Origin of the sequence: Amycolatopsis benzoatilytica AK 16/65 (genome assembly GCF_000383915.1) — a bacterium.
GTDB classification, from domain to species: Bacteria; Actinomycetota; Actinomycetes; order Mycobacteriales; family Pseudonocardiaceae; genus Amycolatopsis; species Amycolatopsis benzoatilytica.
This window is the reverse complement of sequence record NZ_KB912942.1, coordinates 7928566-7953727: the sequence shown is the minus strand read 5'-3', so window position 1 is coordinate 7953727 and position 25162 is coordinate 7928566. Positions and strand designations below refer to the sequence as shown.

Below are 25162 nucleotides of genomic sequence, written 5' to 3'. Positions count from 1 at the left end.
GAGTCGCGCGTTGTACTGCGAACGGCCCATTTTTGCGCAGCGTCAACCCGCCGTGACAGAGAGCACCAGTTTGGCCGCTAGCCCCGGTGTGCCGCGCTATGCGACCGTGGGCGGCCTGGTAGTCCTCGCCCCGGGACGCCTCGGACAGCACTCTAGGAGCGCGTCACACATGGGTACGGATCTCTCGGCACAGCCCGGCCGGCTCGACCGCGGACGGTACCGCCGAAAGGTCCAACGCTGTCTCGACACCCTGGCGAGGATGCTCAACGACGGGAGTTTTTCCTTTCCCCGCAAGAATATCGGTCTCGAAGTCGAGCTGAATCTGGTGGACGGGCAACTGCGTCCGTCGATGACCAACTCCGCGGTGCTGGAAGCGATGAACGATCCGTCGTTCACGAGCGAACTGAGCCAGCACAACCTGGAGCTGAACGTCCCGCCGCGGCCGCTCGCCGGGGACTCCGCGCTGGAACTGGAACAGGACCTGCACGGCTATCTCGCGAAGGCGGAGACCTCCGCCGCGGCCACCGGTTCCTCGCTGGCCATGATCGGCATCCTGCCGACGCTGCGCGCGGAGCACTTCGATCAGAAGTGGCTTTCCCACAAGACACGGTATTCGTCGCTGAACGACGAGATTTTCGCCGCCCGCGGCGAGCGGATGGCGCTGGCGATGGACGGTCCGGCGCTGCCCGGCGGCGCACCGGAACGGCTGCGGCACTACGCGGAATCCATTTTGCCGGAAGCAGCTTGCACTTCAGTCCAACTTCACCTGCAAGTCGCTCCGGAGGAATTCGCGACGCACTGGAATGCCGCGCAGTGCCTGGCCGGCGTCCAGATCGCGCTCGCCGCGAACTCGCCGTTCCTGCTGGGCAAGGCGTTGTGGCACGAAACCCGGATCCCGTTGTTCCAGCAGGCCACCGACACCCGGCCGGAGGAGCTGAAGAACCAGGGCGTGCGGCCGCGGGTGTGGTTCGGCGAACGGTGGATCACGTCGATTTTCGACCTGTTCGAGGAAAACGTCCGCTACTTCCCCGGCCTGCTGCCGGAGACCGACCTCGAAGACCCGGTCGAAGCGTTCGAATCCGGGCAGGCGCCAAAGCTTTCCGAACTGCGGATGCACAACGGAACTATCTGGCGATGGAACCGTCCGGTGTACGACGTGGTCGACGGCCGGCCGCACCTGCGGGTGGAGAACCGGGTGCTGCCGGCCGGCCCGACAGTCGCCGACATCGTGGCCAACGCGGCATTCTTCTACGGCGCGCAACGTGCGCTGGCCGAGGAGGACCGCCCGGTCTGGTCGCAGATGTCCTTCCAGGCGGTGGAAGAAAACCTGTACGAAGGTGCCCGCAAGGGGTTCGACGCGCAGCTGTACTGGCCGGGCATCGGCTGGATCCCGCCGGACGAGCTGGCGTTGCGCGTGCTGTTGCCGCTGGCCCACGAGGGATTGCGCCGCTCCGACGTGTCCGACGAGGCCCGCGTGCGTTATCTCGGCATCATCGAACGCCGGTGCCTCGCCCGGCGCAACGGTGCGACGTGGCAGCGGGACTACGTGCTCCGCGCGCAGGAACGCGGTGCGGACCGCGAGACCGCGCTGAACTGGATGCTGCGCCGGTACCTGGAGCTGTCCTCGTCCGGCGAGCCGGTGCACACCTGGTCCCTCGACACCTGAGCCGTTTTGCGCGGTCCCTTAAAGTGTTTTGCACGAGAAGGGGGTGGCGCGCGTGCCGAAGGTGCTCGGCGGCTCACTCGAAGCGCACCGCCGCGAAGTGCGTTCGCGGGTGTTCGAAGTGGTGCGCGCGCAGCTCTACGAGCGCGGGTTCGGCGCGATCACCCTGGCCGGCGTCGCGGCGGAGGCCGGGCTCGGCCGGACCGCGATGTACAACCACTTCCCGGACAAGGAAAGCCTGCTCGTCGCTTTCGTGGAGGACGAAGCGGCCCGGTACGTCGAGCAACTGCGCGCCGCGGTGGATGCCGAGCCGGACCCGGCCGCCCAGCTGGCCACGTTCGTCCGATTGCAGCTGCGCGTGCTGGCCGCTCATCACCTGCCCCCGGGCACCGCACTGGAGTCCGCGCTCGCGCCCGCCGCGTATCAACGAATCAGCGCGCATGCCGACCCGATCACCGAACAGCTGCGCGCCATCCTGCTCGCCGGGGTCGACGCGGGCAGCTGGCCCGCGCAAGACCTCGATGTGGTGATCCCGATGGTCACCGCCGCGCTGGGCAGCCGCCAGGTCATCGACGTGCCCGCTGACCAGCTGGAAAACGCCGTCGAGGCGGCTGTGCGGTTCGTTCGCCGTGCGGTCGGTTCGGGGGAATCCAGCTGATTTAGGGTAGCCTAAGTCCCAGTTCTGGCCTACGCTCTTTCTGACAGCTTGTCAGAAAGATGCCGGGAGGCCCTCTCATGACGGTGACCGCGGAAGCCAGCCCCTTCTCCGGACAGCTGCGCGCGTCCACGAAGGTCGTGCACGAGAAGGCCAACCACTCCGCCTACATGAACGCGCTGCTCGGCGGCGAGCTGACACTGGCCGGCTACACCGCACTGGCCACCCAGTACTACTTCATCTACCAGGCGATCGAGAGCGCCGGCGACGCGATCGCGAGCGACCCGGTCGGCGGCCGGTTCGTGTTCGAAGAGCTGCGCCGGCTGCCCGCGCTGGAACGCGATTTGGCGCACCTCGTCGGCCCCGGCTGGCAGGCTGAGATCGCCCCGCTCGCCTCGACCCAGGCGTACACCGCGCGCATCGCCGAAGCGGCGAAGTGGTCCGGAGGGTTCGTCGCGCACCACTACACGCGCTATCTCGGCGACATCGCCGGCGGCCAGATCATCCGGCGGCTGCTGGAAAAGAAGTACGATCTCGCCAAAGCGGGCACGCTCTTCTACCGCTTCGACCAGATCGGCAGCGCCCCGGCGTTCCGCGACCGCTACCGCACACAGCTGGACGCCGCCCCGTGGAGCACCGACGAGCGGGCACGGCTGATCGACGAATCAGTGGCCGCCTTCGAACACAACGTGGCGGTGTTCGACGAACTCGCCCGCGACCTCGACCGCTACCGGGATCCGGCGGCATGAGCCAGGTCACACGGCGTTGACCTCTACCTAGCTCGAAGTACCAGGCTCACGTTTAGGAACGGCCTGCGCGGGAAATGCCGCAGGCTAAACGTGCGTCGACCAGAAGGAAGGCCCATGGCCCGCTACCAGCTGCCCGAACTCGACTACGACTACGGCGCCCTCGCGCCGTACATCTCGGGCGAGATCAACGAGCTGCACCACACCAAGCACCACGCGACCTACGTCAAGGGCGCCAACGACACCCTCGACAAGCTCGCCGCCGCGCGCGAGGCGGGCGACTTCGGCAACATCGTCGGCCTGGAGACCACCCTGGCGTTCAACCTCGCCGGGCACGCCAACCACGTCGTCTGGTGGAAGATCCTCTCGCCGAACGGCGGCGACAAGCCGACCGGCGAGCTGGCCGCGGCCATCGACGAGGCGTTCGGCTCGTTCGACAAGTTCAAGGCCCAGTTCACCGCCGTGTCCACCACCATCCAGGGCAACGGCTGGGGCGCGCTGTCCTGGGACCCGATCGGCAAGACGCTGATCACCCAGCAGCTGCGCGACCACCACAACAACCTGGTCCTGCCGACCACCCCGATCCTGCTGGTCGACGTCTGGGAGCACGCGTTCTACCTCGACTACAAGAACGTCAAGCCGGACTACGTCAACGCCCTGTGGAACATCTTCGACTGGGCCGAGATCGGCAAGCGCTTCGACAACGCCGTCGCCGGCGGCAACGGCCTGCTGCTCGGTTGAGCACACGGGACCCGGCCGCCGGGCCGGGTCCCGTTACTGTGCCGATCGTTACCAGTCCGACCACAGTCACGGCCTAATGGCTTCGCAGCAACGGCTACGTGCCGGGTGGAGGTCGGCCTGCTTTTGGTCGGATCAGTAAATCCCTTGACCTGAAGCGCACTCGAGGTGTGAGAGTGGTAGCCATGGACGTCGACGCCTACCTTGCCCGCCTGGACCTGCCGGTGCCCGCGGCGGCCGATCTGGCCGCGCTGCGGCTGCTGCAGGAGCGCCACCTGCTGCACGTCCCGTTCGAGAACCTCAGCGTGCACCTTGGCGAACCCATCGACCTCACCGAAGAAACCCTGTTCGACAAGATCGTGACCCGCCGTCGTGGCGGGTTCTGCTACGAGCTGAACGGCCTGTTCGCTGTCCTGTTGCGCAAACTCGGCTTCGCCGCGACGCTGCACGCGGCGAAGGTGTTCAATGACGCTGGCGTCGCCGGCCCGCCGCTGGACCACGCCGCCATTCTGGTCCGGATCGAGGGCGAGCAATGGCTCGTGGACGTCGGATTCGGCAAGTTCAGCCGGGTCCCGCTAGCCCTTTCGTCGGTGGAACCACAGCAAGACCAAGACGGCGAATACCTCCTGCTGGACGCCCCGTACGGCGACGTGGACGTGCTGGTCGACGGCAAGCCCGCGTACCGGCTGGAACGTCGCCCGCGCGATCTCGCGGACTTCGCACCGATGGCCTGGTGGCAGTCGACGTCGCCGAAGTCGCACTTCACGCAGAGCCTGACCTGTTCCCGCCCGACCGCCCAAGGCCGCGTGACGCTCTCGGGCGATCGGCTGATCGAGACGGTGGACGGAGTGCGGAACGAGGTGTTGCTGCCGACCGACGCGTCCGTGCGGCTCGCGTACCGGGTCTACTTCGGGATCAGCCTGAACCGGCTGCCGGTGCGACCGGGAGAGCATCCGCTGGAGACGCCCGCGCTGCATTCTTCGTAACCGGCGAGCACGCCGCTCGCCGTCCGTCCGCCAGCATCAGCCCCGAGCACGAACAGAGCCCCGCCCCCTGGGGTTCCCAGGTCGCGGGGCTCTGTCCATTCCCGAACTGACTGCCGCTCCCACCACGAAGCGGACAAGGATGAGGTTAGCCTAACCTCATCACCTCGCGCAAGACCGGCCTCGCGGAGACGCCCGTCTCACTCGCCCGAGTGACGACTTTCGCCGGTCACTCACGCGTTTTCGCAGTTCAGACCCGTTCCCGGGGCAGAATCCGCAGCCCGTTGCCCAGCCGTCGGGGCAGTTTCACACCGCCGCGCCGGATCAGGATCGCCGCGCACACCACCGCCGCGATCGCCGAGACCGCGCCGCCGATGTAGAACGGCGAACGGCCGCCCAGCGCGTCGGCCATCCAACCGGTCATCGGGCCGCCGATCGGGTTCCCGCCGATCAGCACCAGCACGTAGATGCCCATCACGCGGCCGCGCATCTCCGGCGACACCGAGGTCTGCACCAGTGCGTTCGCCGTGTTCAGGAAGGTGATCGTGGCGTAGCCGAGCGGGATCAGCGCGATGCCGAAACTCACGTAGGTCGGCATGAACGCGGTGATCATCTCGAACACGCCGAGCAGCCCGGCCGACACCAGCATCAGCCGCACCCGGGGCCGGCTCTTCGCGCCGCGGCGCGCGGACGCCAGCGCGCCGGTAAAGGTGCCCACCGCGACCAGCGTCGACAGCAACCCGTAGCCGTCCGCCTGAGTGTGGAAGACGTTCGCCGCGACGATCGGCAGCGACGTGAAGTAGGTGATGCCGAAGGTGCTGACGAAGAACATCAGCACCATCACGGTCACCAGATCCGGCCGCCCGCGCACGTAGCGCAGACCCTCGACCAGCTGGCCCTTCGCCCGCGGGATCGCCGGGCCCCGGAACAGCTTCGCCGGGTTCATCAACGCGAGCCCGATGATCACCGCGAGCGTGCTCGCCGCGTTCGCGATGAACAGCCAGCCGGTGCCGACCCAGGTGATCGCGAACCCGGCGATGGCCGGGCCGACGATGCGCGCCATGTTGAAGATCGACGAGTTCAGCGCGACCGCGTTCGCCACCTGGTCGCGGCCGACCATCTCGGCGACGAACGACTGCCGCGTCGGCACTTCGATCGCCGACGTCGCGCCGAGCATGACGCACAGCAGGTACACGTGCCAAAGCTGCGCTACTCCGGCCAGGTCGAGCGCACCGAGCAGCACCGCCTGCACGCAGTTGACGGACTGGATGATCATCAGCAGCCGGCGCTTGTCGACCCGATCGGCGAGCACGCCCGCCCACAGCGACAGCAGCACGGTCGGCGTGAACTGCAGGGCGACCGCGATGCCCAGCGCCACTGGGTCGTTGCCGGACAGCGTGAACACCAGCCAGTCCTGCGCGATGCGCTGCATCCAGGTGCCGATGTTCGAGATCACCTGGCCGCTGAAGAACAGCCGGTAGTTCCGCACCCGCAGCGAGGCGAACATGGTGCGGCGGTTCTTGCCCGCACCGGGCTCCGGCGGAGACGACGATTTCCCGGCGGTGGAGAAGCGGGGACCGGGTGGGGCGGAACCGGTCGGCGGTGATGCCGTTTCCCGGGTAGCAGCGGATTGGGCCGGACATCCTGTTTCGCTACCCGTGGTCGTCACCTGTGCTAGTTCCCCGCCATCCTGTCGATGATCTCCGCGGCGCGGGAGAGCACTTCGAGCTCTTCCTCGCCGAGTTCGGCCAATCGCTGATCCAGCCACGCCTCTCGCACCGAGATGGCCTTGCGCACGTACGCGAGGCCCTCGTCGGACAGCTCGACGATGGCCTGCCTGCCATCGGTCGGGTGCGGCCTGCGCACGACGAACTTCATCTCTTCGAGCGCGGCGATCACCCTCGTCATCGAGGGCGGCTGGACGCCTTCCTTCGCGGCGAGCTGACCGGGGGTCAGCGGGCCGCATTTGTACAGGGTGGACAGCGCCGCGATCTGCGTCAGCGACACGTCTTCGCCCACCCGCTGTGCCCGGAGCCTGCGGTTGAGCCGCACCACCGCGAGCCGAAGGCGGCTCGCGAGAGAGCGCTCGTGCGGGTCGCCGGACATATAGTTAGCATACCTCACGACTATCCGGGCGCGTTTGCGCCGGTCAGGGCTTTCCGGCTGGATCACCCAGTCAGCGCAGCGCGGCCTGGATCGGCCCGACCGCGAAGTAGGCGACGAACGCCACCGCGATCACCCACATCAACGGGTGGATCTTGCGGACCTTCCCGGTCACCGCCTGGATCACCACGTAGCTGACGAAGCCCGCTCCGATGCCGTTCGCGATCGAGTAGGTGAACGGCATGACCACGATGGTCAGGAACGCGGGCAGCGCGACCGAGAACTTGGTGAAGTCGATGTCGCGGACCTGCGCCATCATCAGAGCGCCGACCACGACCAGCGCCGGCGCGGCCGCCTCGACCGGCACCACCTGATACAGCGGGGTCAGGAACATCGCGGCGAGGAACAGCACGCCGGTGACGACGTTCGCGAGCCCGGTCCGCGCGCCCTCGGCGATGCCCGCCGCGGACTCCACGAACACCGTGTTCGAGCTGGCCGAGCCGAACCCGCCGGCCGCGCCCGCGAGGCCCTCCACGAACAGCGCCTTGCCGACGTTCGGCAGCTGGCCGTCCTTGCTGAGCAGGCCGGCCTCCTTGCCGAGACCGGTCATCGTGCCCATCGCGTCGAAGAAGTCGGCGAGCACCAGGGTGAAAACCAGCAGCGCGACGGTGATGATCGGCAGCCGCGTCCACGCGCCGAACGAGACGTCGCCGACCAGCGACAGGTCGGGCAGGCCGACCACCTTGGCCGGCAGCGCCGGGTAGCCGAGGTTCCAGCCCTTCGGGTCGGAGCCGTTCGACGGACCGGCCTTCACGATCGCTTCGACCACGATCGCGAGCACGGTCGAGCCGAGCACGCCGATCAGGATCGCGCCCTTCACCTTCTTGGCCACCAGCACCCCGGTGACCAGCAGCCCGACCACGAACACGGCGGTCGGCCAGGACGCGATGGACCCGTCGATGCCGAGCCCGACCGGCACCGTGGTGTGCGCGGCGTCCGGCAGCCGGCGCACGAAGCCGGCGTCGACCAGCCCGATCAGGCAGATGAACAGGCCGATGCCGACCGCGATCGCCGACTTCAGCTCCGCCGGCACCGCGCGGAACACCGCGGTGCGGAACCCGGTGAGCACCAGCACGACGATGATCACGCCCTCGATGACCACCAGGCCCATCGCCTCCGGCCAGGTCATCTGCGGGGCGATGGTGACCGCGAGCAGGCTGTTGATGCCGAGGCCGGTGGCGATGCCGAACGGGTAGTTCGCGACCAGGCCCATCAGGATGGTCAGCACGCCGGCGACCAGCGCGGTCACCGCGGCGACCTGCGGCACCGGCAGGATCGCGCCGAGCACGTCCTTGTGCGCGGACGGCGTGTTCGCCGCGAAACTGCCGATGATCAGAGGGTTCAGCACCACGATGTAGGCCATCGTGACGAAGGTGACCACGCCGCCGCGGATCTCCCGCCCGGGCGTCGACCCCCGTTCGCTGATCCGGAAGAAGCGGTCCAGAGTGGACCCCGTCCGGGCACTTCGTGCGCTCTGCTCCGCCATTTCCCCGCCTGTCTCGCTGTTCGCACCGGGTAGGCTGCACCTCGTGGATGAACCGACCGGTACCCCGGACGTTACGACTGCATTGCGGCACACGCCGGACCTGCCGAAGCGGCTCACCGACCTGACGCCGGTGGTGATCGTAGGTACTGCGCTCTGGCTTGTCGCGCTCGTGGTGCTGTTCTTCACGGCGAGCGGGGTCTGGGTGCAGACGTGCGTGGCCGGGATCGTCCTCGGTTTCATCGGGCTGGGGATCATTTTCTGGCAGCGCACCGCCGCCCGGCGCGGATCGAAGTCGGCACAGCGGCTCTGACGTTCTCGTGAGCGGCGAAACCGGTGAGGACCGGCTTCGCCGCACGCGAGGTCAGTTCAGCAGGGTGCGCGGCGCGGGGTCGTCCAGCAGCGCGGTGATCCGGTAACGCTCGCCCCAGTGGCCGCTCGCCCAGGCGAAGGCGCGGGCCAAGCCCTCCGACGTGTCCGCCGCGTGCAGCCGGTCGTCCGACCACCACGGGACGTCATGCGATTCGCCGTCCACCGACACGGTCAGCGTGTCGTGCAGCAGCAGGCCGCCGTCCGGCAGCGCGATGCCGAGCTGGTCCGCGGCGAGGGCCAGCGCCGGGAGATCGGCCCAGGCCACGTACTCGCCGGTGGTCTCGACGTCGGCGGCGAGGCTGCTCGCCACCGGCAAGTCCAGCAGTTCGGCTAGCCGCTCCGGCTCCACCGGCGCGACCAGGAGCTTCGCCGGGGGCAATGCCGCGGCGAACCACGGGACGTCGAGCACGACGGCCTCTTCGACCACCGACCCGTCCGCCGCGCGAACCCGGGCGGGCGCGTCGACGTCGGAAACCTCGACCGGAGCGGCCACCAGCGCCGCGTGCGCGCGAGCGACGAGACCGGGGGTGGGACTGCGGTCCGGGTCGCCGAGGCGGTCGAGGAGATCGGCCACGTCGTCAGCGGTCTCCAGCTCCAGCCCGATGCGGACGCCGACCGCGCGGAGCAGGTCGTCGCTCAGATCCAGGTCCGGTACCGCGTCGTACAGCCCGGCCAGCCCGGTCGCCGACGCCAGCCGCCACGAGCCGGGCGGTTCGCCCGCCAGCAGCGCGTACCGAGCCAGCCACCAGCCGGCGTGACCGTCCGGACTGTGCAGCGCCTGCCACGTCTCCGGGCGCGCCGCGATCAGCCGCAGCGCCTCCGGCCAGGCGTCGTCCGCGACGAGGTCGAGGTCCCGGATGGACACCACCGTGGCCGGCGGCTTCTCGAACGAGTCCCACCAGTGGTCCTCGTCCGGCAGATCGTGGTCGGGTTCGTGCGGTTCCTCGTCGCGGACCACCGCGAACGAGTCCAGCACGCCGGCCGCGACCAGCGTCCCGACCGGCCAGTCTTCGGCGAATTCCTCGTCCAGTACGGAAAGCGCGCCGTCCGGCTCGAACACCTCAGGGTCGATCACGTCCAGCAGCGGCGACGTCGGCAGCACCAGTTCGGCCGCGCGCCGCCAGCCGTCCTCGGCGGGCAACGCGAGGTTGCCCAGCCACTCCGGTGCCTGGTCTCCGCAGTCGGTGACGAGCCGCAGGACCGCGCCGGCCAGGTTCATCCCGTCCAAACCGGACCGGACGTCCGCGACGCTGTGCTCCACCGCGTACCGCAGCTGGTCGGCTTCGAGCAGCTGACGCGCGTCAGCGTGCTTGGCCCCCAACAGTTCCAGCAGTTCGTGCGCCGCTCCCGGGTGCACCAGACGCAGTCCCGGAACATCCACATCGGACAGCAGTTCGCGGAGTTCGCTGCTGCCGTCCACCAGCAACGCCCCGTTGGCGCCGGGCAGGGTGCGCCCGTCCGACAGCGGAACCGGCAACCCCTCCAGCTGCGCCGGGACCAGCGCGTGGCTCTCGACGGCCATCGCCAGCGCCGCGTACAGCTTGCGCCACCACTCCGGCTCGCGCTGGATGCCGTCCAGGGCTTCGAGCACATCCTGGATGGTGAGCAGCCGCACCGAAGCGGGCTTGAGCAGCCGAGCCGCCTCCGTCGTCGCCCACACCAGACCGGGAATGACGTCGGCGAGCAGTTCCGGCAGCCCGTCCAGGTCCAGCACCCGCGCCTGCCGCCCGGACACCAGCTCGCCGTCCACCGCGGAAAGCCAGGGTTGCTCGGCAAGTGCTTGGTACAGCAGGTCTTTCAGCTCAGCATCCACAGTGGACTGCGGGAACCCGGCGACCGGGACCAGCCCCGGCCGGTACTCGGCCGGCACCGCGAGGACCAGGCCGAGATACTCGTCCGCCGCCTTTTCCAGCGCGCCGCGAAGCTCCGCCCCCGGAAGCACTCGCCGCCGCGACGGCTCCAACGGCACGTCGGCGATCAGCCGAGCTGGGAGCGACAAGCCTTCGTCCGTGGGCGTGGGCGCGTGCAGTACGTCGTCGCCCAGTGCTTCGGGCACCCCGTCCGCGTCGACCGGAACCGCCCACGAGCCGTGCTTCAGCCAGCGCCGCGTTCCGTTCGGCGAAGCGATCTCCACGATCTTCTCGCCGCTTCGCGTCCACTTGCGACCGGCTACTTCGGCCTCGGCCAGCCAGGGCAGCGCCAGCAGCAGGTCCTCGATCTCGGCGGCGAACCGGTCCAGCAGGTCCTGGCCGGATTCCTTGAGCGGCAACCGGACCTCGGTGGCGAAACCGGCGTCCGGGGTCTCCGCGATCGGAAACGGCAAGCGCAGCACTGGAACGTCGCCGTCCCGGCCGGACTCCTCGCGCGTGCGCTGCGCCGAGAACGCCACGCCGCCGGTCTCGGACACCACGCGCGGTTCGTCGGTGACGGTCAGCACAGCCGCGAAGCCGACGCCGAACCGCCCGACGGTGCCCTGTTTGGCCGAGGCGCGCAGCGACGCCAGCGACTCGACCCCGGCCGAGTTCAGCGGTGCGCCCGTGTTCGCGAACCGCAGCTCACCGTCCGCAAGAGACACCCGGATCCGGCCGGGTTCCCCGGCGACCTGCGCGGCGTCGGCGGCGTTCTGGGCCAGCTCGACGAAGAGCCGGTCCCGGTACGCGCCGACGCGCAAGTCGCGCTCGGAGTTGGTGTCTTCGGTGAAGCGAGTGGGAGAGTCGCGCCAGGCGGCCAGTACCGCCGCCCGCAGCCGAGCTGTCCCGAAGGGATCCGACAGCCCTTCAGCGACTTCACTCACCGGACGACGTCGTTCCCGCCGCTTCCGCCGATTCAGCCCGCTCGACAGCGGCCGGGGTCTCGTCGGCCGACGCCGGCTCGGCGTCCGCCGAGGTCTCGTCCGCCGGGGTCTCGTCCGCCCGAGCCTCGTCCGCCGGGGTCTCGTCGGCCGACGCCAGCTCGTCATCGGCAGGGGTCTCCGCGACCACGACCTCGGTCTCCACGACCTGGGTCGGCTCGGCGGCGACCGCAGTCTCCTGCTCCGCCGCCGCAGACTCCGCCACCGCAACCGGCTCAACGGCGATCTCCGCCGACTCGGTCGGCTCAGCCGCTTCAGCCGACTCGGCCAACTCCGTGGCGACCACGGCTTCCGTCGCCACCTCTTCCACCGCGACCTCCGCCGCGGTTTCCGATTCGACCTCCGGCGCCGCGACAGTCTCCTCCGCCGCCGCCTCGGCAGCTTCCGCCACCACCGCCGGGTCCACCGCCGCCTCTTCCGAAGCAGCCTCGTCCGAAGCCGGAGCAGCTTCCGGCGCCGTCGTGAAGTCGATCAGCGAATCGTCGTAGACCAGCTCCGCCACCGGAACCGACGACATCACCTCGACCTTGACCTCCGAGTGCGCGCCACACCCGTAAGCCACGTCCACCACATGCCCGTCAGCGGGTGCGATGTCGTTCGTGCACGCGCCGAACGCGCCGCGCATCGAGCCGGCGAGCGGGATGAAGAACCCGCACGTCCCGCAGGACGCGGGGGCGCTGCGCGCCATGTCCGAGCGGGGGCCGAACTCGCCGCTGTGCCAGCGGGCGGCCGCGTCGAGCCGGCCGTAGCGCGAGAGCACCTGCACCCGGCCGAGGCCGACCTCGTGCGCCGCTTCCTCGACCGCCGGGTCGTCCGACTGGAGGTAGGCGGGCGAGAGCCGCGGGTCGTCCTTGTCCGCAGGGAACAGGTCGCCGACGCCGAGATCGCCCGCGCGCACGCGCTGCTCCCAGGGCACCCAAGCCGGCGCGACCAGCGCGTCCGGCCCTGGCTGCAGCACGAGCTCGCTCACTGTGACCGGCTCGTCCGGTCCGGCCGTCGCGACGGTGACCGACCAGCGCCAGCCGCAGTACCCAGGCACCGCTGCCTCGAATTGGTGGGTCGCGGACACGGCGTCCTCGCGCTCCACTCCGACGTGCTCGCCGACCTGTTCCTCGGGTGCGTTCGCCAGCACCGCCTCCCGCGCGACGCCGACGGCGTCCGCGAGCTTCTGGTGGAGAAAGCCGTCGTCCAGGGTCAACAGCAGCGTCATACCCCCAATTGTGCCGCACGCATCCGCGCCGCCCGTGCCAGGCTGTTCCTTGTGCGAACCCTGATCGTCTGGCCGCTGGTGGCTGCCGCCCTGCTCGGCGGCTGCGCGGCCACCCCAGCCGCGCCCGCCCAGCCCGAACAGCTCACGGTCCAGGTGCTCGGAACCCTGCCGCACGACCCGGCCGCGTTCACCGAAGGGCTCGAGTACTCCGGTGCCACGTTGTATGAAAGCCGTGGTCTCGAAGGCCAGTCCGCGCTCACCGCGGGCCCGGCCGGCGGCGCGCCGGCCAAGCAGGTGGCGCTCCCCTCGCCGCTGTTCGCCGAGGGCATCACCGTGCTCGGCCCGAAGCTGTGGCAACTCACCTGGCGCGACGGCATCGCCATCGAACGCGACTCCCAGACGCTCGCCGAGCTGCGCCGGGTCCAGTACGAGGGCGAGGGCTGGGGCCTGTGCCACCAGCCGTCCGGACGGCTGGTGATGAGCAACGGGTCGTCGATGCTCACGTTTCGTGATCCGCAAACGTTTGCGGTCACCGGATCCGTCGATGTCGGCCAGGACCAGCTGAACGAACTCGAGTGCGTCGGCGACACCGTTTACGCGAACGTCTGGCAGACCGGGACCATCCTGCGCATCGACGCGAACACCGGGCGCATCACCGCGAAAATCGACGCGAGCGGGCTCCGCACGCCGACCCGTCCGGGCGAGGACGTGCTGAACGGCATCGCGGCGATCCCCGGCACCGACGAGTTCTTGCTGACCGGGAAGCTCTGGCCGTCGTCGTTCCGCGTGAAGTTCGTCCCCGAAAACCGATAAACCGGCACGTGAGCGGGCGGGGCCGGACCCCGATGAGGCAGGATTGAACCGTGGCACTCTTCGGCTCGCGCTCCGGTTCCGACAGCCCCCTCGGCGGGCAGTCGGGCAAAGGCCACGGCCGGAAGAAGCGCCGGTGGACCCCGGAGCCCGGCGCCGCGCAGGCCCGCTCGTGGCGAGACATCCCGCCGACCCGGGTCGAGCACGCGGTTGACCAGCGCCGACCTGCGGACTACCCGCCCGAACCGCCGCGCGCCCGGCCGGAGCGGATCCCGGCGGAACCGCCGCGCCGTCCCGGGGAACCGCCGCGCTACGCCGCCGAACCGCCGCGCGGCTACCCGGCGGAACCGCCGCCCGGATACTCACCGCCGCGCGGCTACCCCGGACGGCCGGAGCCGCGCAGCTCGTTCTACGACGACGTGCCCCCGTACCCGCCGACCGCCGACGAGGCGCCGACCGGCGCGGTCCCGGCAAACCACCGGCCGCCGCCCGCGCGGGGCGCCCGGCCGTACCCGCCTCGAGAAAATCGCACCGAGCCGGTGCACCCGCGGCCGTTCGACGACCGGCCTGGCAACGCCGGCTACGAGACATACGACACCGGTGGTTACGCGGGCGAACCGCGCGTCGGCGAGGAGCAGGACGACGCGGTGCGCACCACCGCGGTGCCCGGGGCCGTTCCCGGCGCGGGTTCGGTGCCGAAGCTGCCGAAGAAGCTCACCGTCACGCGGGTCGCCGCCCTGCGCAGCAAGCAGCTGAGCGGCCAGGCGATCGGCGCGTTCCAGCGCGCCACCAAGGCAGACGGCGCGGACAAGTCCGGCCTCACCTCGCTGATGTACGCCGTGATGCTGAACTACGCCAGCGACGCCGCGATGGCGGTCGCGCTGGCCAACACGCTGTTCTTCGCCGCCACCAGCGGCGAGAGCAAGGGCAAGGTCGCGCTGTACCTGCTGATCACGATCGCGCCGTTCGCGCTGGTCGCACCGGTGATCGGGCCGGCGCTGGACCGCATTCAGCGCGGCCGCCGGCTCGCGATGTGCGTGTCGTCGGTCGGGCAGGGCCTGATGGCCGTCGTGATGGCGCTGCACTTCGACGACTGGCTGCTGTACCCGGCGGCGCTCGGGATGATGGTGCTGTCGAAGTCGTTCACCGTGCTGAAGGCGGCGATCACGCCGCGCGTGGTGCCGCCGGAGATCACGCTGTCGAAGACCAACGCGCGGATCACCGTGTTCGGCCTGGTCGCCGGTGGCGTGTTCGGCGCTCTGGCGAGCGGCGTGAGCGGCATAACCAACTCGTCGGGCGCGCTCTGGTTCACCGCGGTGATCTGCGTCGCCGCGGCCGTCCAGTCGATGCGGATCCCGGCGTGGGTCGAGGTGACCGAGGGCGAAGTGCCCGCGTCGCTGTCCGCCAGGCCGGAACCGAAGCAGAAGCGGCAGCGCCAGCCGATGGGCAGGCACATCGTGGTCGCCTTGTGGGGCAACGGTTCGGTGCGCGTGCTGACCGGTTTCCTGATGATGTTCGCCGCGTTCGCGGTGAAGGCGCAGACCGAAGGAGCCGGACACAGCGCGTTCACGCAACTGCTGCTGCTCGGCGTGATCGGCGCCGCGGCCGGAGCGGGCGGGTTCGTCGGCAACGCGCTGGGTTCGCGGCTGCACTTCGGTTCAGCGGACCAGGTGATCGTCGGCTGTGTCGCGGCGTGCGCGCTGACCACCCTGGTCGCGACCCTGCTGCCCGGCCTGGCCACCGCGGCGATCGTCGGCCTGATCGGCGCCACGGCGAGCGCGCTGGCGAAGATCAGCCTCGACGCGGTGATCCAGGAAGACCTGCCGGAGCAGTCGCGCGCGTCCGCGTTCGGGCGTTCGGAGACGGTGCTGCAGCTGTCCTGGTGCTTCGGCGGCGCGGTCGGGCTGCTGCTGCCTCCGACGTACTGGATCGGGTTCCTGGTCGTGACGATCCTGCTCGGCGTCGGCCTTGCCCAGACCTACCTGGTCCGCCGCGGCGGCTCCCTGGTGCCCGGGCTGGGCGGCAACCGCCCGCTGCACCCGGAACCGACCGGCAGCTTCCCCGCTCCCGGGGCCGGCCGAGGCCGCCGGTAATCTCGGCACATGCGACGTTCCCGGGTCATCGCCATGCTGGCAGTCGGTGGTTTCGCGGTGGCCGGCTGTTCCGGGCCGGGCCCGTCCGAGGTGACGTTCTACGCCGACGGGCACACCGTGAACGTCACGCCGATCGGCAACTGCGACATCAAGACGGCGGTCTGCGCGGCCAATCCCAGCGCGACCGGCAAGCTGAAGGTGCGGCCCGGCCAGCCGGTGCAGATCTCGGTGCCGAAGGAAATCGCCGAGACGCCGTGGAAGGTGACGGTGCAGTACCTGAACGGCAAGGGCCAGCCTCAGCCGCTGATGGAGGACATCATCACCTCGCGCGACCGGTACGCCTACACCGCGCGGCCGCCGGCCAAGGACGACCAGATCGTGGTGGTCGAGGTCGCGCAGGCGTCAGTGGTCAGCCGCACCGGCGACCCGAACGACGCGGAAGCGGTCACGACCGCGCTGTGGTCGCTGCAGGTCCAGCCCAGCTGACCCCGCTGTCTTGATCCGTTAAGGGCCCCTTGCCGGAATCCAGTTCCCGCAAGGGGCCCTTAACGGAATGTCAGTGGAGCCGGTGCCGGTCGCGGATCAGGGATCGAGGTCCCGGGCGACCGCCCGCATGATCTCCGCGATCTGCTTGGTGTGCTTACGATCCGGGTAGCGGTCGCGTCGCAGGTCCGGCTGGACCTTCAGCTCCAGCAGCTTGATCATGTCCTCGATCAGACCGTGCAGCTCCTCCGCCGGCCGCCGCCGAGCCTCGGCAAGCGACGGCGGCGGGTCCAGCAGCCGGACGGAAAGCGCCTGCGGCCCGCGCCGGCCGTCGGCTACGCCGAACTCGAGCCGCTGCCCGGCCTTCAGGCCCTCGACGCCCTTCGGCAGCGCGGCCTTGCGGATGTAGACGTCGGCACCGCCATCTTGCGTGACGAAACCGAACCCCTTCTCCGTGTCGTACCACTTGACCTTGCCGGTCGGCACTTCCCTCACCAGTCCTTCTGCTTGTGCAGGTCACAACGAACGCGCCCCGGGCGAACCCGAGGCGCGCGTCCGTCAAGCGTATCTCGCCACAGCCGCTGGGGAGAAGCGGATAGTCCGGATATCCTCTTGTCCATGGAAAACGCAGCGAAGCACACCGGCAAACCGATCCTGATGCGGCTCGGCATCGGTTTGTTCGCCATCGGCATGATCGCGGTGGTCACGGTGTTCGTGCTGTTCGCCGCCGGGCTGGAGAACCTGCCGGTCTGGCTGAGCGCGGTGGCCGGAGTGGTCACGCCGATCGGGCTGCTGCTCGGTCTGATCGCGCTGATTCAGGAGGCCCGCGCGGGCAAGCACGGCTGACCTGCGACTTCCCGCCGAGCGGCGGCCGCTCGGCTGCGCCGGACGCGGGAACGGCACCGCCTCCGCTCCCGCGCAGCCAGGTCAGCCGCTACGCCACCGTCCCCACGAACGTCTCCGCGAACCACTCCGGGAACTCGGTCAGCGAAGCGAACACCACGTCCGCCCCTTCCTCCGCCAGTTCCTGCCGCGTGCACGGCCCGGTGGCCACTGCCACCGAAACCGCCCCCGCCGCCCGTGCGCCGCGTACATCGCCGAGGTGGTCGCCCACGTAAGCCCGCGCCCCGAACTCCATCAGCGCGCCGGCCTTGTTCGTGGACCACAGCTCGCCTACCAGCTCGTCCACCTCGAACCCCAGCGCGTCCACGTGCAACTGCGCGTTCGGCCCGTATTTCCCGGTCACCACCAGCGTCCGCCCGCCGACCGCGCGTACCGCCCGCAGCGATTCCGCCGCACCCGGCAGCGCGACCGTGCTGGGCACCACGACCGTCGGGTACAGCTCGCGGAACCGCGCGACGAGTTCGACCAGCCGGTCCTCCGGTGCACCGAACTCGCGCAGGGCCTGGTCCAGGGGCGGGCCGAGGTTCGACGCGAACGCTTCGCCGTCCAGCGGCAGGCCGGTCTCCACGCCCAGCGCGTTCATCACCGCGGCCATGCCCGGCCGTGGATCGATCAAAGTCATGTCGAGGTCGAAGCCCACCGTGATGCCCACCGCCACACGGTAACGGTTCGCTCCGACAATTCCGGCAATGGCTGTACACGTGCACCATCCAGGTAAAGCTGCTTGACACAGAATCATCCTGTGTCAAGCTCGGGGTGTGACCAGCTTCACCGAGCGGACCAAAGCCTCCCTCCGCGAGTCGCTGCTCGACGCGGCCGCGGACCTGCTCCCCGACCACGGCCACCAGGGCCTGCGGATGGCCGACGTGGCCGCCCAGGCCGGGGTCAGCCGGCAGACCGTCTACAACGAGTTCGGCAGCAAGGCGGCGCTCACCCAGGCCGTCGCGTTGCGCACCGCGGCCGAATTCCTCGACGGCATCCGCTGCCGGTTCGAGGCCGCGGAAAACCTGCTCGCGGGCATCCGCGGCGCGGTCGTCTACACGATCGAGCACGCGCGCGAGAACCGGCTGATCGCGGCGGCGCTCGGCACCGAGGCCGGCGAGGATCTGCTGCCCCTGCTGACCTCTCGCGGCGAGCCGATCCTCACCGCGTCCGCCGATCTCGCGGCACAGCAGTACCTCGAGCTGGAGCCCCGGCTCACCACGGAAAACGCTGCGCTGCTCGCCGAAACGGTGGTCCGGCTGTCGCTCAGCCACCTGGTGCTGCCGACGCATTCCGCCGCCGAGGCCGCGGATTCGATCCTCGCGGTGCTCGCCCCCGCCATCGACCAATTCGTCCACAATGGAGTGAAACGAGAGGGCCAGTCATGACCGACACGCTTCCGGAGCTGCGCAGCGGATTCTCCTCGCTGCGCAAGGGCGGGCTGAACTGGGACTCGTTCCCGTTGCGCCTGTTCGTCAAGGGCAACAAGAAGTTCTGGAACCCGGCGGACCTGGACTTCAGCCAGGAACGCGAAGGCTGGGAAAGCCTGACCCCGGAACAACAACGTTCCACCACCTACCTCGTCGCCCAGTTCATCGCGGGCGAAGAGGCGGTCACCGAGGACATCCAGCCGTTCATGCGGGCGATGTCGGCCACCGGCCGGTTCGGCGACGAGATGTACCTGACGCAGTTCTGCTTCGAGGAAGCCAAGCACGTCGAGGTCTTCCGGCGCTGGATGGACGCGGTAGGACTGGACGACGACCTGCACTCCTACGTCGCGGAGAACCCGCACTACCGCAAGCTTTTCTACGAAGAGCTGCCGCAGTCGCTGCGTGCGCTGGAGAACGATCCCAGCCCGCTCAACCAGATCCGCGCGAGCGTCACCTACAACCACGTCATCGAAGGCAGCCTCGCCCTCACCGGCTACTACTCGTGGCAGCTGATCTGCACGCAGAACCAGATCCTGCCGGGCATGCAGGAACTGGTCCGTCGCATCGGCGACGACGAGCGCCGCCACATGGCCTGGGGCACCTTCACCTGCCGACGGCATGTCGCCGCGGACGACGCGATGTGGGACGCGGTCCAGGAGCGGATGGGCGAACTGCTGCCGCACGCACTGGGCATGATCCAGTGGGTGCAGGACCAGTTCGAAGAGGTCCCGTTCGACAACGACCCGGAGGAACTGATCCAGTACGCCGCCGACCGCGCCCAGCGCCGGCTCGGCGCCATCGAATCCGCGCGCGGCACGCCGGTCGAGCAGATCGACCTCGACTACTCGCCGGAACAGCTGGAGGACACCTTCGGCGAAGAGGACGCGAAGGCGCTCGCCGAGGCCGCGGCGGCGGCTTCGGCCTGACCCGGTGCCGGCGGCCGTCCACAGTGGACGGCCGCCGCCCGGTCACGCGTGCTTCTGTGCGGCCGCCTCCTCCAGCCCGAGCAGGGTCACCGCCTGCTGGCGCATTTCGACCTTGCGCACCTTGCCGGTCACCGTCATCGGGAATTCCTCGACGACGTGGAGGTAGCGCGGGATCTTGTAGTGCGCGAGTTTGCCCTGGCAGAACTCGCGCACGGATTCCGCGGTCAGCGGCTGCGCGCCTTCGCGCATCCGGACCCACGCCATCAGTTCCTCGCCGTACTTGACGTCCGGCACGCCGATCACCTGCGCGTCCAGCACGTCCGGGTGGGTGTAGAGGAATTCCTCGATCTCGCGCGGGTAGATGTTCTCGCCGCCGCGGATCACCATGTCCTTGATCCGGCCGGTGATGTTGACGTAGCCCTCGTCGTCCATCACCGCGAGATCACCGGTGTGCATCCAGCGCGCGGCGTCGATCGCTTCGGCGGTCTTCTCCGGTTCCTCCCAGTAGCCGAGCATCACCGAGTAGCCGCGCGTGCACAGCTCGCCGGGGGTGCCCCGGGGCACGGTCAGCCCGGTCTCCGGATCGACCACTTTGGACTCCAGGTGCGGCCCGGTCCGGCCGACGGTGGACACCCGGCGCTCCACCGAATCGTCCGCGCGGGTCTGGGTGGACACCGGCGACGTCTCGGTCATGCCGTAGCAAATGGACACCTCGGTCATCCCCATCCGGTCGATGACCTGCTTCATCACCTCGACCGGGCACGGCGAGCCGGCCATGATGCCGGTGCGCAGCGAGGACAGGTCGAAGGTCTCGAAGTCCGGGTGGTTCAGCTCGGCGATGAACATCGTCGGCACGCCGTAGAGCGAGGTGCAGCGTTCGGCGGCGACCGCGGCGAGGGTGGCCTTCGGGTCGAACGCAGGCGCCGGGATGATCATGGCCGCCCCGCGGCTGGTGCACGCGAGGTTGCCCATCACCATGCCGAAACAGTGGTAGAAGGGCACCGGGATGCAGACCCGGTCCTCCTCGGTGTAGTTGCACAGCTCCCCGACGAAGTAGCCGTTGTTGAGGATGTTGTGGTGGCTGAGGGTGGCGCCCTTGGGGAAGCCAGTGGTGCCGGACGTGTACTGGATGTTGATCGGGTCGTCCGAGGACAGCGCGGCCTGCAGCTGCCGCAGCCGCTCCGGGTCGCCGTCGCGGCCGGACTCCATCAGCGCGGTCCAGGAGCCAGTGCCGAGCAGCACGACCGCCTCGACGCCCGGGCAGTTCGGCCGGACCTCCTCGATCATCGCCGCGTAGTCCGAGGTCTTGAACTGGTCCGCGGCGACCAGCATCCGGATGCCCGCCTGGTTCAGCACGTACTGCAGTTCGTGCGACCGGTAGGCCGGGTTGATGTTGACCAGGATCGCGCCGATCTTCGCCGTCGCGTATTGCAGGAACGTCCACTCCGCCCGGTTGGGCGACCAGATCCCGACGCGGTCGCCCTTGCCGATGCCGGACGCGAGCAGCCCGTGCGCGAGGGTGTCGACCTCGGCGGCCAGTTCACGGTAGCTCCAGCGGGCACCGGCCTCGCAGTCGACGAGCGCGTCCCGATCGCCGAACGCCGCGACCGTGCGATCGAAATTGTCCCCGATCGTGTCGCCAAGGAGAGGGACGGTGGACGTCCCGGAGGCGTAACTGGGCAGAGCTGGGGCGTCAGGCATGGTGCCTCCCGTGGCGGTCTTCTTCGACTGGCCTGAGTCTAAGTCCGATTTCGGACCCCGCCGCCACCCTCGTTGTGGGGTGTCCGCACGTCGCGATCGGCTGATCCCGGTGCGGATTCCGCTACGCTCGGTGCCGGCAGATTCGCGCACGAGGGGACCGGGACGTTGCCAGAGGAATTCTCGCTGAGCTGGACCGAGACCGACGTCGCGGTGCAGCGCAGCGGACTGCCCGCGGCGTGGCATCCATTCGAGATCCGCAGCGCGGGCGCGACGATGACCGAACACAAACGGCTGTCGGAACAGGCGTGGGCGGCGATGCGCGGCCGCGGCCTGGCCGAAGCCGACAAACTCGACCGGGACGTCGAGGCGACGCTGCGCGCCTGGACCAAGCCGGACGTGCTGATCATCGTGCGCGCGGCCGAACTGCCGGCTGGAACAGTGCTGTACCGAGCCTGCATCGGCGAGGGCCTTGGCGTGTTCTCGGAGCAGATCGAAGACGGCATCCGCTTCCGGCAGTCCCGCCCCGAGCGGCTGGTGGACCTGCTGCTGAGCATGTTCCCGGACTACCCGGCACTGCCGGTCCCCCCAGTCGCGATCACCCAGCCCCCGCCGCCGCGGCGCGCGCCCGGCGCGCCGGAGGTACCGCCGAAGCCGTCGAAGCGGGACGTGGACGCGCTGGCCGGATACTCGCAGTGGCCGCTGCACCGGCACGGCACGGTGGAACTCTCGCTGCGTCCCGGCCGAGGCACCCTGCGCCCGGTCTCGACGGCGACCTTCGCAGACACCGACGGCGGCCGGTACCTGACGTTCTCCGACCCCCTGCCGGACGGCGGCTTCCGGCTGCACTTCACGCCGTCCACCGGGGCACATCTGCGGCGGTGGCTGCTGGAGACGATCGAAGAGGGCGTGCGCTGAGAATTCAGGGCTAATCCCCGATGCCGGGTCCCCGCTCGGCGCGGCAGGATCGCTGTCATGGATCCGAGTGCCAGCAGCGTCCAGTTCCATCTGGTCGACGCCTTCACCGACCAGGCGTTTTCCGGCAATCCGGCCGGCGTGGTCGTCCTCGACCGGCCCGCCGAGGCCGCGTGGATGCAGCAAGTCGCCGCCGAGATGAAGCATTCCGAGACGGCCTTCGTGGTCGACGACGGGTCCGCCGTCAAGCCGCTCCGCTGGTTCACCCCGACCGACGAGGTCGCGCTGTGCGGCCACGCCACCATCGCCGTCACGCATGTGCTCGGCGGGCACCAGGTCTACGACACTCTCAGCGGCCAGCTCACCTGCACCAAGGCGGACGGCTGGATCGAGATGGACTTCCCGTCCGACCCGCCCGTCGAGACCGGCGAAGACCTCTCTCACCTGCTCAACGGCACGCCCGCGACCTTCACCGGCCGCGCCCGGGAAAACCTCTTCGCCGAGCTGGAGAGCGCCGAGGCCGTGCGCGATCTGCGGCCCGATCTGGACGCCCTCCGCGCCACCTGGACCGGACGGCTCATCGTCACCGCCGAGGGCGAGGACTTCGTCAGCCGGTTCTTCGGTCCCGGCGTCGGCGTGGACGAGGACCCGGTGACCGGGTCGGCGCATTGTTCGCTGGCCCCGTACTGGGCCGAGCGATCGGGCAAGACGAATCTGGTCGGAACCCAGGTTTCCGCCCGCCAGGGCACGGTCCGAACCGAGATCCGAGGCGACCGCGTGCTGCTGCGCGGGCAGGCCGTCACTGTGGTGAGCGGGGAGTTGTACGTCTGATGCGCTTGATTCTCAACGTCGTCTGGCTGGTGCTGTCCGGATTCTGGATGGCCTTGGGCTATCTGGTCGCCGGCGTTGTCTGCTGCGTCCTGATCGTCACGATTCCGTTCGGCATCGCGTCGTTCCGGATCGCGCACTACGCACTGTGGCCGTTCGGCCGGACCGTGGTCGACCGGCGCGACGCCGGGGTCGGATCGTTCCTGGGCAATGTCATCTGGTTCATTTTCGCCGGATTGTGGCTGAGCATCGGGCACCTGATCAGCGGCGTGCTGTTGTGCATCACGATCATCGGCATCCCGCTCGGGCTGGCGAACTTCAAAATGATCCCGGTGTCGCTGATGCCGCTGGGCAAGGAGATCGTGGAGTTGCGCTGACGCGCGGCACTGGCGGCCGCGTCACCCGAGCGGGCTTTGGCGGAGCCAGCATCCGCCACCGCTCATGGCCGCCCGGCGAACTCGGGTTAATCCTCCGGCTCGAACGGCAGCTTCACGACGAGACAAGGCCCGCCCACGAACAGCCCGCCGTCGATGCCCAGCGCCTTGCCCCCGGCGTAGAGATACGGCCCCTCGATCTGCGTCGGGTGGATCCCCAGCTGGTCGGCGATCACGCTGTGCCCGTGCACGATCCGCGACCCGCCCAGTGCGTCCAGCAGGCGCTGGGCGTTCTCCTCGCCGTCCGGGCCCCGGAAGGCGTACCGGGTGGTCATCCGGCGCCAGATGTCCCACCAGTCCTCGATGTTGCTGCCGGACAGGATCCCGCGCGCGGTCTCGTTGATCGCCTCGATGCTCTCGCCCCAGTCGAGGTACTCGAGGGTGTCCGAGTGCAGCAGCAGGTGGTCCTCGTCGACCGCCGCCAGCGGGCGCTCGGTGAGCCACTCGATGTGCTCGGGGGTCAGCCGGTCCTGATCCGACAGCAGGCCGCCGTTGATCTCCCAGCTGCGGGCGAAGCTGCGCGGGCCGAAGTCGGACGGGACCGGGCGATCGCCGAAGTGGTACATGCCGAGCAGCAGAATTTCGTGGTTGCCGAGCAGCATTTGCACGGATCCACCTGCATCGGCGGCCTGCTCCTGCAGTTCACGCACCAGATCGATCACGCCGACGCCGTCCGGGCCGCGGTCGGTGAAGTCACCGAGGAACCACAGCCGGTCGTCCGCCCCGGTCCACTTGCCGTCGCCGTCGACCAGGCCCTCGGCCCGCAACGCGTCGACGAGGGCGTCGCGGTGCCCGTGGACGTCGCCCACCACATAGACGCTCATTGTTCGACGATATGCCCTGCTCCCGGGCGGTGGCCGGTCAGCCTTCGCCGAACGGGTCGAGCGTTCGCCCGATCAGGTCTGCCACCGAGCCGATCACCTTGGTCGGCCGGTACGGGTAGTTCTCCACCGATTCCTCGTTCGAGATGCCGGTAAGCACGAGGATCGTCTGCAGCCCGGCCTCGATCCCGGAGTGCACGTCGGTGTCCATCCGGTCGCCGATCATCAGCGTGGATTCCGAGTGCGCACCGAGCCGGCGCAGCGCGGACCGCATCATCAGCGGGTTGGGCTTGCCGACGTAATACGGCGAGCGGCCGGTGGCCTTCTCGATCAGCGCGGCGACCGAACCAGTGGCCGGCATCGATCCCTCGACGCTCGGGCCGGTGGCGTCCGGGTTGGTCGCGATGAACTTCGCGCCCTTCTCGATCAGCCGGATCGCGTTGGTGATCGAACTGAAGCTGTAGGTCCGGGTCTCGCCGAGCACCACGTAGTCCGGGTCGCGCTCGGTCAGCACATAGCCGACCTCGTGCAGCGCCGTGGTCAGCCCGGCCTCGCCGATCACGAACGCGGTGCCGTTCGGCCGCTGCGAGTCGAGGAACTTCGCGGTGGCCAGAGCCGAGGTCCAGATCGCTTCCTCGGGGATGTCCAGCCCGGTGCGCTGCAGTCGCGCACGCAGGTCACGCGGGGTGTAGATCGAATTGTTGGTGAGCACCAGGAAGTCGATCTGGTTGTTCCGCAACTCGGCGAGGAACTCGTCCGCGCCGGGAACCAGATGCTCCTCGCGTACCAGGACGCCGTCCATGTCGGAGAGATACGTCCACCGGCCTTCGCTCATGGGCGGAACCTACCACGCGCGCAGGCACGCGAGCTGCCTGCGTGGGCCTCGAAAATGGGCTGCCGCAGTAATTTCCGACGCCGCGATCAGCGACCGCACTCGCCATTGCGGCCGAGTGCATTGTGGACGCACGCCGGACA

The 25162-nt window shown here is 69.4% G+C and carries 25 protein-coding genes; 15 read left to right on the top strand and 10 right to left on the bottom strand.

All coding sequences use genetic code 11. The features are described from left to right. The first annotated feature begins 169 nt into the window (after window positions 1–169). The 5 genes from AMYBE_RS0137200 (at window position 170) to AMYBE_RS0137180 (ending at window position 4788) form a co-directional block, all read left to right on the top strand. A complete protein-coding gene (locus tag AMYBE_RS0137200) occupies window positions 170–1666 on the top strand; it encodes a glutamate-cysteine ligase family protein (RefSeq protein WP_020664481.1) in 1497 nt (498 codons plus the stop codon). Between the two features lie 52 nt (window positions 1667–1718). Further along, window positions 1719–2321: a TetR/AcrR family transcriptional regulator gene (locus AMYBE_RS0137195; protein ID WP_027928417.1), complete on the top strand. Its 603-nt coding sequence runs from the start codon at window positions 1719–1721 to the stop codon at window positions 2319–2321. A 77-nt stretch (window positions 2322–2398) separates the two neighbouring features. Then, window positions 2399–3067, top strand: a complete 669-nt coding sequence (locus tag AMYBE_RS0137190; RefSeq protein ID WP_020664479.1) for a biliverdin-producing heme oxygenase — start codon at window positions 2399–2401, stop codon at window positions 3065–3067. A gap of 114 nt (window positions 3068–3181) precedes the next feature. Next, window positions 3182–3805: a superoxide dismutase gene (locus tag AMYBE_RS0137185; protein ID WP_020664478.1), complete on the top strand. Its 624-nt coding sequence runs from the start codon at window positions 3182–3184 to the stop codon at window positions 3803–3805. 182 nt (window positions 3806–3987) lie between these two features. Next, window positions 3988–4788 carry an arylamine N-acetyltransferase family protein gene (locus AMYBE_RS0137180; RefSeq protein WP_020664477.1) on the top strand — a complete coding sequence of 267 codons (801 nt, stop codon included), beginning with the start codon at window positions 3988–3990 and terminating at the stop codon, window positions 4786–4788. Window positions 4789–5035: 247 nt separating this feature from the next. Here AMYBE_RS0137180 and AMYBE_RS0137175 read toward each other — a convergent pair whose 3' ends face one another. The 3 genes from AMYBE_RS0137175 to AMYBE_RS0137165 all read right to left on the bottom strand — a co-directional run bounded on the left by AMYBE_RS0137175 (window position 5036) and on the right by AMYBE_RS0137165 (window position 8434). Further along, window positions 5036–6292 (bottom strand): MFS transporter, encoded by a 1257-nt coding sequence (locus tag AMYBE_RS0137175; protein ID WP_020664476.1) that lies wholly within the window; start codon window positions 6290–6292, stop codon window positions 5036–5038. Between the two features lie 167 nt (window positions 6293–6459). Then, on the bottom strand, window positions 6460–6891 hold the full coding sequence (locus tag AMYBE_RS0137170) for a MarR family winged helix-turn-helix transcriptional regulator (RefSeq protein ID WP_020664475.1): 432 nt from the start codon (window positions 6889–6891) through the stop codon (window positions 6460–6462). A gap of 70 nt (window positions 6892–6961) precedes the next feature. Continuing rightward, window positions 6962–8434 (bottom strand): NCS2 family permease, encoded by a 1473-nt coding sequence (locus tag AMYBE_RS0137165; protein ID WP_020664474.1) that lies wholly within the window; start codon window positions 8432–8434, stop codon window positions 6962–6964. A gap of 82 nt (window positions 8435–8516) precedes the next feature. Here AMYBE_RS0137165 and AMYBE_RS0137160 point away from each other — a divergent pair, with 82 nt between their 5' ends. Beyond that, window positions 8517–8744 (top strand): DUF2530 domain-containing protein, encoded by a 228-nt coding sequence (locus AMYBE_RS0137160; protein ID WP_020664473.1) that lies wholly within the window; start codon window positions 8517–8519, stop codon window positions 8742–8744. A gap of 51 nt (window positions 8745–8795) precedes the next feature. Here AMYBE_RS0137160 and AMYBE_RS0137155 read toward each other — a convergent pair whose 3' ends face one another. Both AMYBE_RS0137155 and AMYBE_RS46760 read right to left on the bottom strand, forming a co-directional pair. Then, window positions 8796–11597: a sacsin N-terminal ATP-binding-like domain-containing protein gene (locus AMYBE_RS0137155; RefSeq protein WP_020664472.1), complete on the bottom strand. Its 2802-nt coding sequence runs from the start codon at window positions 11595–11597 to the stop codon at window positions 8796–8798. Continuing rightward, window positions 11590–12864: a DUF3027 domain-containing protein gene (locus tag AMYBE_RS46760; RefSeq protein WP_020664471.1), complete on the bottom strand. Its 1275-nt coding sequence runs from the start codon at window positions 12862–12864 to the stop codon at window positions 11590–11592. The genes AMYBE_RS0137155 and AMYBE_RS46760 overlap by 8 nt, the downstream gene beginning before the upstream one ends. A 51-nt stretch (window positions 12865–12915) precedes the next feature. Between AMYBE_RS46760 and AMYBE_RS0137145 the strand changes: the two genes are divergently transcribed. Genes AMYBE_RS0137145 through AMYBE_RS0137135 form a run of 3 tightly spaced genes read left to right on the top strand, consistent with a single transcriptional unit; the run spans window position 12916 to window position 16253 of the window. Continuing rightward, window positions 12916–13677 (top strand): glutaminyl-peptide cyclotransferase, encoded by a 762-nt coding sequence (locus tag AMYBE_RS0137145; protein WP_020664470.1) that lies wholly within the window; start codon window positions 12916–12918, stop codon window positions 13675–13677. A gap of 50 nt (window positions 13678–13727) precedes the next feature. Beyond that, window positions 13728–15767 carry an MFS transporter gene (locus AMYBE_RS0137140; protein ID WP_020664469.1) on the top strand — a complete coding sequence of 680 codons (2040 nt, stop codon included), beginning with the start codon at window positions 13728–13730 and terminating at the stop codon, window positions 15765–15767. A gap of 9 nt (window positions 15768–15776) precedes the next feature. Further along, a complete protein-coding gene (locus AMYBE_RS0137135) occupies window positions 15777–16253 on the top strand; it encodes a DUF2771 family protein (protein WP_020664468.1) in 477 nt (158 codons plus the stop codon). 96 nt (window positions 16254–16349) lie between these two features. Here AMYBE_RS0137135 and AMYBE_RS0137130 read toward each other — a convergent pair whose 3' ends face one another. Then, entirely contained in the window at window positions 16350–16736 is a 387-nt protein-coding gene (locus AMYBE_RS0137130) for a cold-shock protein (protein WP_020664467.1), read from the bottom strand. Between the two features lie 132 nt (window positions 16737–16868). Between AMYBE_RS0137130 and AMYBE_RS0137125 the strand changes: the two genes are divergently transcribed. Then, window positions 16869–17096 carry a hypothetical protein gene (locus AMYBE_RS0137125; protein ID WP_020664466.1) on the top strand — a complete coding sequence of 76 codons (228 nt, stop codon included), beginning with the start codon at window positions 16869–16871 and terminating at the stop codon, window positions 17094–17096. A gap of 88 nt (window positions 17097–17184) precedes the next feature. Here AMYBE_RS0137125 and AMYBE_RS0137120 read toward each other — a convergent pair whose 3' ends face one another. Next, on the bottom strand, window positions 17185–17805 hold the full coding sequence (locus tag AMYBE_RS0137120; protein WP_027928415.1) for an HAD family hydrolase: 621 nt from the start codon (window positions 17803–17805) through the stop codon (window positions 17185–17187). Window positions 17806–17911: 106 nt separating this feature from the next. Between AMYBE_RS0137120 and AMYBE_RS0137115 the strand changes: the two genes are divergently transcribed. After that, window positions 17912–18523: a TetR/AcrR family transcriptional regulator gene (locus AMYBE_RS0137115; RefSeq protein WP_020664464.1), complete on the top strand. Its 612-nt coding sequence runs from the start codon at window positions 17912–17914 to the stop codon at window positions 18521–18523. After that, the gene (locus AMYBE_RS0137110; RefSeq protein ID WP_020664463.1) at window positions 18520–19491 is read left to right on the top strand and encodes a R2-like ligand-binding oxidase; all 972 of its coding nucleotides are present in this window, start codon (window positions 18520–18522) and stop codon (window positions 19489–19491) included. The genes AMYBE_RS0137115 and AMYBE_RS0137110 overlap by 4 nt, the downstream gene beginning before the upstream one ends. 42 nt (window positions 19492–19533) lie before the next feature. On the opposite strand, the gene AMYBE_RS0137105 is transcribed toward AMYBE_RS0137110, so the two are convergent. Beyond that, on the bottom strand, window positions 19534–21192 hold the full coding sequence (locus AMYBE_RS0137105; RefSeq protein ID WP_020664462.1) for an AMP-binding protein: 1659 nt from the start codon (window positions 21190–21192) through the stop codon (window positions 19534–19536). Window positions 21193–21357: 165 nt separating this feature from the next. Between AMYBE_RS0137105 and AMYBE_RS0137100 the strand changes: the two genes are divergently transcribed. Genes AMYBE_RS0137100 through AMYBE_RS0137090 form a run of 3 tightly spaced genes read left to right on the top strand, consistent with a single transcriptional unit; the run spans window position 21358 to window position 23309 of the window. Continuing rightward, window positions 21358–22107 carry an ESX secretion-associated protein EspG gene (locus tag AMYBE_RS0137100; RefSeq protein WP_020664461.1) on the top strand — a complete coding sequence of 250 codons (750 nt, stop codon included), beginning with the start codon at window positions 21358–21360 and terminating at the stop codon, window positions 22105–22107. A gap of 57 nt (window positions 22108–22164) precedes the next feature. Beyond that, window positions 22165–22935 (top strand): PhzF family phenazine biosynthesis protein, encoded by a 771-nt coding sequence (locus AMYBE_RS0137095; RefSeq protein WP_020664460.1) that lies wholly within the window; start codon window positions 22165–22167, stop codon window positions 22933–22935. Continuing rightward, entirely contained in the window at window positions 22935–23309 is a 375-nt protein-coding gene (locus tag AMYBE_RS0137090) for a YccF domain-containing protein (RefSeq protein WP_020664459.1), read from the top strand. The genes AMYBE_RS0137095 and AMYBE_RS0137090 overlap by 1 nt, the downstream gene beginning before the upstream one ends. Before the next feature lie 86 nt (window positions 23310–23395). Here the strand turns inward: AMYBE_RS0137090 and AMYBE_RS0137085 are convergent, their stop codons facing one another. Continuing rightward, window positions 23396–24190: a metallophosphoesterase family protein gene (locus AMYBE_RS0137085; protein ID WP_027928414.1), complete on the bottom strand. Its 795-nt coding sequence runs from the start codon at window positions 24188–24190 to the stop codon at window positions 23396–23398. 37 nt (window positions 24191–24227) lie between these two features. Beyond that, complete coding sequence (locus tag AMYBE_RS0137080; protein WP_020664457.1) at window positions 24228–25022, bottom strand: HAD-IIA family hydrolase; 795 nt, start codon at window positions 25020–25022, stop codon at window positions 24228–24230. Window positions 25023–25162: the final 140 nt, after the last annotated feature.

Excerpts from the sequence above, each read along its gene's own strand:
- AMYBE_RS0137200 (WP_020664481.1), top strand. The coding sequence starts at position 170 with ATGGGTACGGATCTCTCGGCACAGCCCGGCCGGCTCGACCGCGGACGG.
- AMYBE_RS0137190 (WP_020664479.1), top strand. The coding sequence starts at position 2,399 with ATGACGGTGACCGCGGAAGCCAGCCCCTTCTCCGGACAGCTGCGCGCG.
- AMYBE_RS0137185 (WP_020664478.1), top strand. The coding sequence starts at position 3,182 with ATGGCCCGCTACCAGCTGCCCGAACTCGACTACGACTACGGCGCCCTC.
- AMYBE_RS0137180 (WP_020664477.1), top strand. The coding sequence starts at position 3,988 with ATGGACGTCGACGCCTACCTTGCCCGCCTGGACCTGCCGGTGCCCGCG.
- AMYBE_RS0137175 (WP_020664476.1), bottom strand. The coding sequence starts at position 6,292 with ATGTTCGCCTCGCTGCGGGTGCGGAACTACCGGCTGTTCTTCAGCGGC.
- AMYBE_RS0137170 (WP_020664475.1), bottom strand. The coding sequence starts at position 6,891 with ATGTCCGGCGACCCGCACGAGCGCTCTCTCGCGAGCCGCCTTCGGCTC.
- AMYBE_RS0137165 (WP_020664474.1), bottom strand. The coding sequence starts at position 8,434 with ATGGCGGAGCAGAGCGCACGAAGTGCCCGGACGGGGTCCACTCTGGAC.
- AMYBE_RS46760 (WP_020664471.1), bottom strand. The coding sequence starts at position 12,864 with ATGACGCTGCTGTTGACCCTGGACGACGGCTTTCTCCACCAGAAGCTC.
- AMYBE_RS0137135 (WP_020664468.1), top strand. The coding sequence starts at position 15,777 with ATGCGACGTTCCCGGGTCATCGCCATGCTGGCAGTCGGTGGTTTCGCG.
- AMYBE_RS0137125 (WP_020664466.1), top strand. The coding sequence starts at position 16,869 with ATGGAAAACGCAGCGAAGCACACCGGCAAACCGATCCTGATGCGGCTC.
- AMYBE_RS0137110 (WP_020664463.1), top strand. The coding sequence starts at position 18,520 with ATGACCGACACGCTTCCGGAGCTGCGCAGCGGATTCTCCTCGCTGCGC.
- AMYBE_RS0137105 (WP_020664462.1), bottom strand. The coding sequence starts at position 21,192 with ATGCCTGACGCCCCAGCTCTGCCCAGTTACGCCTCCGGGACGTCCACC.
- AMYBE_RS0137095 (WP_020664460.1), top strand. The coding sequence starts at position 22,165 with ATGGATCCGAGTGCCAGCAGCGTCCAGTTCCATCTGGTCGACGCCTTC.
- AMYBE_RS0137090 (WP_020664459.1), top strand. The coding sequence starts at position 22,935 with ATGCGCTTGATTCTCAACGTCGTCTGGCTGGTGCTGTCCGGATTCTGG.
- AMYBE_RS0137085 (WP_027928414.1), bottom strand. The coding sequence starts at position 24,190 with ATGAGCGTCTATGTGGTGGGCGACGTCCACGGGCACCGCGACGCCCTC.
- AMYBE_RS0137080 (WP_020664457.1), bottom strand. The coding sequence starts at position 25,022 with ATGAGCGAAGGCCGGTGGACGTATCTCTCCGACATGGACGGCGTCCTG.